This is a genomic window from Psychrobacillus antarcticus, assembly GCF_029533155.1.
In the GTDB taxonomy this organism is placed as follows: domain Bacteria; phylum Bacillota; class Bacilli; order Bacillales_A; family Planococcaceae; genus Psychrobacillus; species Psychrobacillus antarcticus.
In genome coordinates, this window is sequence record NZ_JAIZDB010000031.1 from 47919 (window position 1) to 56534 (window position 8616).

Consider the following 8616-nt stretch of genomic DNA (forward strand, 5'->3'; position numbering starts at 1 on the left):
ATATACAATTGGGGAGCAGCTACTGCTTCCTCTTTTTTCTTTGAAAATCTATTTGATTAGTGGCGAAAAGTAGTTGTTTCAAGTTAAGATAAAATCAAATCGTTTTTAAGGGGATTTGAAAAAGTGAATATTAAACTGGAAACACATGCTTTTCATATGTCGAAGGAAGCTTTTTTCTATGCATTTAAAACGCTAACAAAGGAACAATCATATAATGTGTTTTTAGAAAGCGGAAGAGGTGGTCACCTTTGTGTTGCAGCGTGGAATCCAATAGCTGTAGCGAAAGCAGTAGAAAACGGCTTGCATATTCATTGGAGTAATGGTGAGCAAGAAGTTCGTCAAGGAGAAGCTCTAGAGGAGTTAGAAAAACTCGTTTCTGAATATAAACTAACTTTCCAACAGAACTTACCAGACTTTCAAGGTGGAGCTATTGGTTTTATTAGTTATGATTATGCAAGAAAAATAGAATTTTTACCAAACCTGGCTGAAGATGATTTACATATACCGGATATCTATTTCCATATATACGATTGCTGGGCGGTGTTAGATGTAAAAACAGAACTAGTTACGCTTATGAAGCTATCTACTTGTCATGTGGATTTAGTAGAACTAGAGAAGGAATATATGATAGCTGCTAGAAAAGGAATGGATTTACGAGTGTTCCACCCTGGTTCTGCAATGGAAATTGGTGAAGACTACGCTGAATTGCAAGTATCGGTAAGTTCAAGTGAATTTGAGGCTGCCGTGGTCAATATTCAACAATATATAGCGCAAGGTGATGTCTTTCAGGTTAATCTATCTGTCAGACAATCGAAGCAATTGAGCGTAAGGCCAATAGAGATGTATGAGGCATTGCGTGCTTTTAATCCTTCTCCTTATATGGCTTATATACAAGCACCAGAATTTTCGGTTGTCTCTGGTTCACCTGAATTATTAGTAAAGAAAAAGGGATCCGAATTGTCTACGAGACCAATAGCTGGGACAAGACCGCGTGGTAAAAGTGATGAAGAAGACGTCTTATTAGCAAATGAACTGATTGAAAATGAAAAAGAACGAGCGGAGCATGTCATGCTTGTCGATTTAGAGCGAAATGACCTTGGCCGTGTTTCCTCCTATGGAACAGTTGAGGTGGATGAGTTCATGGTTATTGAAAGGTACTCCCATGTGATGCATATTGTCTCTAATGTAAAAGGGACACTTCGATCTGGAACTTCTAATGCAGAGATTATCCGAGCGATGTTTCCAGGAGGTACGATTACCGGAGCACCTAAAATTCGGACAATGGAAATAATTGAAGAGCTAGAGCCAGTTCGCAGAGGATTATATACAGGATCCATTGGTTGGGTAGGATTTTCGGGGGATTTAGAATTCAATATTGTGATCCGTACTGCTTTTATTCAAGATGGGATCGCTCATATTCAAGCAGGTGCTGGCATTGTCATTGACTCCATTCCTAGTGCGGAATATGTGGAATCATTAAACAAAGCAAAAGCATTATGGCAGGCGAAGGCTATGGCAGAAGGAGTGCGCAAATGATTTTAATGATTGATAACTACGATTCTTTTACGTACAATCTTGTTCAATATATTGGAGAGTTAGAGCTTGAAGTTAAGGTGGTTCGTAATGACGAGCTAACGATAGCAACTATTCAAGAAATAAATCCTCAAGTTATCGTTGTGTCGCCGGGGCCGTGTACACCAAATGATGCTGGTATTAGTTTAGAGGTAATCACACACTTTGCGGGGAAAATCCCCATTTTGGGGGTTTGTTTAGGTCATCAGGCAATTGGACAAGCTTTTGGCGGAAAGGTTATCCGCGCTGACAGATTAATGCATGGGAAGGTCTCTCCCATTTTCCATGACAGTAAAGGTGTGAATACTGACATGCCAAATCCTTTCCGAGCAACAAGATACCATTCCTTACTTGTGGACAGAGAATCGTTACCCGATTGTTTGGAAATAACTGCTTGGACGGAAGAGGGAGAAATAATGGGACTTCGCCATAAAAAATATGCAGTAGAAGGCGTTCAATACCACCCCGAGTCTATTATGACGGAGGAAGGTAAAAAGATCATCCGTAATTTTGTTGAAACGTATAGCTTTACTACTAGGGAGACTAGCTAAATGGATGCTTGGAAAGATGGAAAGCTTTACCGGGCAGATGAATTAGTCGTATCTGCATATGATCATGGTTTTTTATATGGCCTTGGCTTTTTTGAGACATTCCGGACATACAATGGGAAACTGTTTTTATGGGATGCTCACTGGAATCGGTTGTGTCGGGCACTTTCGGACTTTCGAATAACAATGCCTTATGAAGAACAGGAGCTATTATGTGCGGTAGAAGCACTTACAGAAGCGAATAATAGGGAGGATGGCTATTTTCGTTTGAATATTTCAGCTGGCATCCATGATATTGGTCTGAAACCGTCGGAATATAAGAAGCCGACAGTCATTTTATATCGTAAAGCTTTAGATGTAGCGCCTAGGGGCACAGAGAAATCTGCTGTTTGGCTAAATACCGTTAGAAATACTCCAGAAAATGGTATACGTCAAAAATCCCACCACTATGCCAATAATATACACGCTAGATTTGAGATAGAATCGCTTGCTTCTTGTGAAGGCTTTTTCTTAACGGCGGATGGATTTATAGCAGAGGGAATAACTTCGAATATCTTTTGGTCGATGAATGGGAAGGTGTATACGCCATCTTTGGAAACGGGAATTTTGGCAGGTACGACTCGTGAGTGGGTGTTGAACGGAGCTTTATTTGAAATAGAAGAAGGTTTTTTCACGAAAGAAGTGCTAGAAAAGGCGGATGAGGTATTTGTTACAAACGCGATACAAGAAATCATCCCGATTAAGCAATTAGGGTCCATCCAGTTTTTGGGTAACACGGGACCTGTTTATAAGGTGCTTCACGATGCCTATACAACATGCATACAGCAAGAAGGGATCGAATGATGAATTTACACAAAAATAGTGGCAAGTTTGAAGCTGGTGGAGTTGCGTTAGACTTTCAGAAGGAAACGATTGTGATGGGTATATTAAATATTACTCCTGACTCTTTTTCAGACGGTGGAAAGTTTAACGAAATAGAAACTGCTGTTGCAAGAGCGAAACAAATGGTTGCTGATGGTGCGAAAATCATAGATATTGGTGGTGAATCTACAAGACCTGGCTATACCCGTATTACAGATGATGAGGAAATTGCTCGGGTTGTTCCTGTCATTCAAGCGATAAGAGCGGAAGTAAATGCAGTAATCTCGATTGATACATATAAATCTGCGGTTGCGAAAGCTGCAGTACTTGCGGGCGCACATGTGATAAATGATATTTGGGGAGCTAAGAGAGACCCAGAAATAGCGAAGGTTGCTGCAAAGCACGGAGTTCCTATAATATTAATGCACAATAGAGATAACGAAGAATATACAGATTTCTGGTCAGAGGCAAAACAAGATTTAGAAGAAAGTATTCAACTAGCGAAGGCAGCTGGAGTTCCGGATGAACATATATGGCTTGATCCAGGCATTGGCTTTGCCAAATCTACTACTCAAAATATTTGGATGATGCAGCATTTAAATGATTTAGTGGAGATGGGCTATCCTGTATTATTGGCAACATCTCGTAAACGATTAATCGGCAATGTGCTGAATCTTCCTGTTGGTGAACGGATGGAAGGTACTGGAGCAACAGTTTGTTTTGGTATTCAGCTTGGCTGTCATATGTTGCGCGTACATGATGTCAAAGAAATGACGCGTATGACCAAGATGATGGATGTATTGACCGGAAAAGTTACATTTGATGAAAGTGAGGCTTAATCTAAATGGATTATATACATTTAAATGACTTGGAATTTTATGGATTTCACGGTGCGTTGCCTGAGGAAACGAAGCTAGGCCAAATATTTCGAGTGACTATCACTTTAGCATGCGATTTAAAAAAAGCGGGCGAAACCGATAATTTAGAGGAAACCGTAAATTACGCAGAGGTCTTTGAATTATGCAAAGAAATAGTAGAAGGTACGCCGTTTTTATTAATAGAAGCAGTTGCTGAAAAGATTGCTTCGTCTATATTAGAGACATATGCAGCGAAGGTTGGAGGCTGCCGTATCCAATTAGTAAAACCGAATCCCCCGATTGTTGGACATTATGCTTCTGTGGCCGTCGATATTACTAGAGGGACATTGTGATGAATACCGTGTTTATATCGCTTGGATCAAACATAGGAAATCGTTTTGAGTACCTTCAGCAAGCGGTGCGGTTGTTGCAGCAATTAGAAGGAGTGAATGTAGTCAAAGTATCTTCGATTTATGAAACAGATCCGGTGGGGTATGAGGAACAGGCTGCATTTTTGAATATGGTAGTAGAGATTGAAACGTTATGTAGTCCACATGAAATATTAAAAAAGTGTAATGAGATAGAGGCGCAATTAGGGCGAACTCGAGAAATCCATTGGGGCCCCCGAACTGTAGACCTTGACATTTTATTGTATAATGAGGAGAATGTGAAAACGGAAGACCTCATTATCCCGCATCCTCGGATGATGGAAAGAGGTTTCGTGCTTATACCACTTGTGGAACTACAAGCAAATTTAGTAGACCCACAATCTAAGAGGTTAATAGCAGATGTTGCGCACGTTCAGAAAGAAGGCGTCCATTTATGGAAAACATTCGATGGGGTCGACGCATTCGTGCATTTCGCAGGTTAAAAATGGTGAAGCAAGTTGAACTTGCGAAAGAAATGAATATGTCTGTGTCAATACTTGGTCAAATAGAGCAAGGCAAACGAATTCCGAGTGAGGAGCAATTAGAAAAAATTGCTTCTATACTTCACATACAAGTAGAAGAATTAAAAGGAGAAACAAAGGCAGGTGGATGATATGACAAATGCATCAACAAAACCATTTAAAATAGGTAATCACATAATGGATAATCGAGTAGTATTAGCGCCAATGGCTGGTATTTGTAACTCTGCATTCCGATTGACAGTAAAAGAATTTGGAGCAGGCTTAGTTTATGCTGAGATGATCTCGGATAAAGGGATTGTACAGAAAAACGAAAAAACATTGAGTATGCTATATATTGATGAGCGTGAAAATCCATTGTCCCTTCAAATTTTCGGTGGAGAAAAAGAAACACTTGTAGAAGCGGCTAAATATGTGGATCAACATACATCTGCGGATATTATTGATATTAATATGGGTTGTCCTGTAAACAAAATCATTAAATGTGAGGCTGGAGCTAGAATGCTTCTAGATCCTAACAAGATTTATGAAATGGTCGCAGCTGTAGTGGATAATGTGAAAAAACCGGTTAGTGTTAAAATGCGTACAGGTTGGGATGAAGAACATCTTTATATGGTGGAAAATGCGCAAGCGATCGAACGTGCTGGTGGTTCAGCTGTAGCCGTACATGGCCGTACGCGTGTGCAAATGTATGAAGGACAAGCAAACTGGGATTTGATACGTCAAGTGAAAGAGGCGGTGAATATCCCTGTCATCGGAAACGGAGACGTAAACACACCACAAGATGCAAAACGTATGCTAGATGAAACAGGCGTAGATGCAGTGATGATTGGTCGTGCTGCACTTGGTGACCCATGGATGATTTATCGCACAGTAGAGTATTTGGAATCTGGTCTGTTAAAACCAGAACCAACTGTACAAGATAAAATGGACATATGCTTACTCCACTTTGAACGCTTAATGGCTTTAAAAGGTGAAAATATAGCAGTTAGAGAAATGCGCAAACACGCTTCTTGGTACTTAAAAGGCATTCGCGGGAATGGTAGAGCGAGAAATATCATCAACCAAACAGAAACTGCCCAAGAGTTAAGAGACTACTTGCGTTACTTTGCAGAAGAATCTTCCAAAGAGTATGAAGTGGAAAATTCTATCGTTATTTAATCAATGAAACAAAGGGCTGTCACTATAGGTGACGGCTTTTTCCGTTTTAAAAGGTAATCAGAATAACGAGAAAATATTTCTTCTATTAGAAAAAGATGATTAGAAAGCAGAAATTGTGTACAATAAATGCAACGTGAAAAAGTAATTACGGATAATAGGTAGTGGAGGAGTGGCGAATATGTCTAATATGGAAGAATTAAACGATCAACTTTTGGTGAGAAGACAAAAGATGACTGCAATACAGGAAAAAGGATTAGATCCTTTTGGTAGCAAATTCGTGCGTACGCATTTAAGCAATGAAGTAGTTGCGGAATATGAGCAATTTACAAAAGAACAATTAGAAGAAACACTTCATGAAGTGGTTATTGCTGGTCGGATTATGACTAAGCGTGGAAAAGGGAAAGCGGGATTTGCTCATATTCAAGATCTTGGTGGCCAAATTCAAATTTATGTACGTAAAGATGCAATTGGTGACGATGCTTATGAGTTATTTAATACGGCTGACTTAGGAGATATCGTTGGCATACGTGGAAACGTATTCCGTACACAAGTTGGAGAGTTATCTGTAAAAGCAATGGAGTTTACATTCCTAACAAAATCTCTACGTCCGATGCCTGAGAAATTCCATGGTTTAAAAGATGTAGAGCAACGTTACCGTCAACGCTATTTAGATTTAATGACTAGTGAAGAGAGTAGAAATACGTTTATAACGAGAAGTCGTATTATTCGTGCGATGCGCCGTTATTTAGATAAAGAAGGGTATTTAGAAGTGGAAACACCAATGCTACATACAATTGCAGGTGGAGCAGCAGCTCGTCCCTTCATTACTCATCATAATGCATTAGATATGGAGTTATATTTGCGTATTGCCATTGAATTACATTTAAAACGCCTAATTGTAGGTGGATTAGAGAAAGTATATGAAATTGGTCGCGTATTCCGTAATGAAGGAGTATCAACTCGTCATAACCCAGAGTTTACAATGATTGAATTGTATGAGGCTTATGCAGACTACAATGATATTATGAATTTAACGGAGAACTTAGTTGCTCATGTAGCACAAGATGTTTTAGGGACGACAACAGTAACTTATGGAGAAGATCAGATTAATCTTGCTCCAGGCTGGAGACGTTGGCATATGGCTGATGCGGTGAAAGAAACAACTGGAGTGGACTTCTGGACAGAACTAACGAAGACAGAGGCCCACGCATTAGCTAAGGAACATGGAGTAGACGTGAAACCTTCTATGGAAGTAGGGCATGTATTAAATGAATTCTTCGAACAAAAAGTAGAAGAAACACTAGTTCAACCAACATTTATCTTTGGTCATCCAGTTGAAGTATCGCCTCTTGCAAAGAAAAATCCGGAAGATGGTCGCTTTACGGACCGTTTTGAATTATTCATTGTACGTCGTGAACATGCCAATGCATTTACAGAGTTAAATGATCCAATTGATCAACGCCAACGTTTCGAAGCACAAATGGTAGAAAAAGAAGCAGGTAATGATGAAGCGCATGAAATGGATGAAGACTTCTTAGAGGCGTTAGAGTATGGAATGCCTCCAACAGGTGGTCTAGGAATCGGAATAGATCGCTTAGTAATGTTGTTAACGAACTCAGCATCTATCCGCGATGTACTATTATTCCCAACAATGCGTCATAAAGATTGAGATTGATGAAGTTAGATTGTGAGTTACTACTATTAGTAGTAGCTCACTTTTTATTTTCCACTATATATTGTGTGTTTAATTAGCTTCAATAGTTTTTGGAAAAAAGTTAAGAAAACCACTTGCTATAACGATTTACAGGTGGTATAGTTATCAAGTTGTCATTTTAGTTAGTGACTTACACGAAAAAACAAATAAAAAAAGTTGTTGACAACGATATCGGGATTTGTTATGATATTAAAGTCGCCAAAACGACGTAACGAACTGAACATTGAAAACTGAACATGCAAAACGTTAAGACATACAGCTTGATAGCTAACTTAGTTAGTTTGATAGCAAAACAATTTTTGACATCATTTAATGATGATGCCAGCAAAACAAATGAGCTTTTAAACTAGTTCTAATTTGTTGCCTTTCGAAATGCTTCGCAAATCGGAAGTCAACTATTATGGAGAGTTTGATCCTGGCTCAGGACGAACGCTGGCGGCATGCCTAATACATGCAAGTCGAGCGAATGACGAAGAAGCTTGCTTCTTCTGATTTAGCGGCGGACGGGTGAGTAACACGTGGGCAACCTGCCCTGTAGATTGGGATAACTCCGGGAAACCGGGGCTAATACCGAATAATTCATTTCCTCTCATGGGGAGATGTTAAAAGACGGTTTCGGCTGTCACTACAGGATGGGCCCGCGGCGCATTAGCTAGTTGGTGAGGTAACGGCTCACCAAGGCGACGATGCGTAGCCGACCTGAGAGGGTGATCGGCCACACTGGGACTGAGACACGGCCCAGACTCCTACGGGAGGCAGCAGTAGGGAATCTTCCACAATGGACGAAAGTCTGATGGAGCAATGCCGCGTGAGTGAAGAAGGTTTTCGGATCGTAAAACTCTGTTGTGAGGGAAGAACAAGTACGAGAGTAACTGCTCGTACCTTGACGGTACCTCATTAGAAAGCCACGGCTAACTACGTGCCAGCAGCCGCGGTAATACGTAGGTGGCAAGCGTTGTCCGGAATTATTGGGCGTAAAGCGCGCGCAGGCGGTCC

The 8616-nt window shown here is 40.3% G+C and carries 9 protein-coding genes and 1 rRNA gene; all 10 read left to right on the forward strand.

The window, feature by feature from the left end:
• The first annotated feature begins 156 nt into the window (after window positions 1-156).
• Entirely contained in the window at window positions 157-1536 is a 1380-nt protein-coding gene (locus LDK52_RS15640) for an anthranilate synthase component I family protein (protein ID WP_277586885.1), read from the forward strand.
• Window positions 1533-2123 (forward strand): aminodeoxychorismate/anthranilate synthase component II, encoded by a 591-nt coding sequence (gene pabA, locus LDK52_RS15645; RefSeq protein WP_277586871.1) that lies wholly within the window; start codon window positions 1533-1535, stop codon window positions 2121-2123. Before LDK52_RS15640 ends, pabA begins: the two co-directional genes overlap by 4 nt.
• Complete coding sequence (pabC, locus tag LDK52_RS15650; protein WP_277586872.1) at window positions 2124-2963, forward strand: aminodeoxychorismate lyase; 840 nt, start codon at window positions 2124-2126, stop codon at window positions 2961-2963.
• Window positions 2963-3820, forward strand: a complete 858-nt coding sequence (gene folP, locus LDK52_RS15655; RefSeq protein WP_277586873.1) for a dihydropteroate synthase — start codon at window positions 2963-2965, stop codon at window positions 3818-3820. The genes pabC and folP overlap by 1 nt, the downstream gene beginning before the upstream one ends.
• A gap of 5 nt (window positions 3821-3825) precedes the next feature.
• Window positions 3826-4191 carry a dihydroneopterin aldolase gene (gene folB / locus LDK52_RS15660; RefSeq protein WP_277586874.1) on the forward strand — a complete coding sequence of 122 codons (366 nt, stop codon included), beginning with the start codon at window positions 3826-3828 and terminating at the stop codon, window positions 4189-4191.
• Window positions 4188-4709, forward strand: a complete 522-nt coding sequence (gene folK / locus LDK52_RS15665; protein WP_277586875.1) for a 2-amino-4-hydroxy-6-hydroxymethyldihydropteridine diphosphokinase — start codon at window positions 4188-4190, stop codon at window positions 4707-4709. The genes folB and folK overlap by 4 nt, the downstream gene beginning before the upstream one ends.
• A complete protein-coding gene (locus tag LDK52_RS15670; protein ID WP_277586876.1) occupies window positions 4661-4879 on the forward strand; it encodes a helix-turn-helix domain-containing protein in 219 nt (72 codons plus the stop codon). Before folK ends, LDK52_RS15670 begins: the two co-directional genes overlap by 49 nt.
• 1 nt (window position 4880) lies before the next feature.
• Complete coding sequence (gene dusB, locus LDK52_RS15675) at window positions 4881-5906, forward strand: tRNA dihydrouridine synthase DusB (RefSeq protein ID WP_277586877.1); 1026 nt, start codon at window positions 4881-4883, stop codon at window positions 5904-5906.
• A 178-nt stretch (window positions 5907-6084) separates the two neighbouring features.
• Window positions 6085-7575: a lysine--tRNA ligase gene (gene lysS / locus LDK52_RS15680; protein ID WP_277586878.1), complete on the forward strand. Its 1491-nt coding sequence runs from the start codon at window positions 6085-6087 to the stop codon at window positions 7573-7575.
• A gap of 442 nt (window positions 7576-8017) precedes the next feature.
• Window positions 8018-8616, forward strand: a 16S ribosomal RNA gene (locus LDK52_RS15685); the annotation flags it as partial.

Excerpts from the sequence above, each read along its gene's own strand:
- LDK52_RS15640 (WP_277586885.1), top strand. The coding sequence starts at position 157 with ATGTCGAAGGAAGCTTTTTTCTATGCATTTAAAACGCTAACAAAGGAA.
- folP (WP_277586873.1), top strand. The coding sequence starts at position 2,963 with ATGAATTTACACAAAAATAGTGGCAAGTTTGAAGCTGGTGGAGTTGCG.
- LDK52_RS15670 (WP_277586876.1), top strand. The coding sequence starts at position 4,661 with ATGGAAAACATTCGATGGGGTCGACGCATTCGTGCATTTCGCAGGTTA.
- pabC (WP_277586872.1), top strand. The coding sequence starts at position 2,124 with ATGGATGCTTGGAAAGATGGAAAGCTTTACCGGGCAGATGAATTAGTC.
- folB (WP_277586874.1), top strand. The coding sequence starts at position 3,826 with ATGGATTATATACATTTAAATGACTTGGAATTTTATGGATTTCACGGT.
- dusB (WP_277586877.1), top strand. The coding sequence starts at position 4,881 with ATGACAAATGCATCAACAAAACCATTTAAAATAGGTAATCACATAATG.
- pabA (WP_277586871.1), top strand. The coding sequence starts at position 1,533 with ATGATTTTAATGATTGATAACTACGATTCTTTTACGTACAATCTTGTT.
- lysS (WP_277586878.1), top strand. The coding sequence starts at position 6,085 with ATGTCTAATATGGAAGAATTAAACGATCAACTTTTGGTGAGAAGACAA.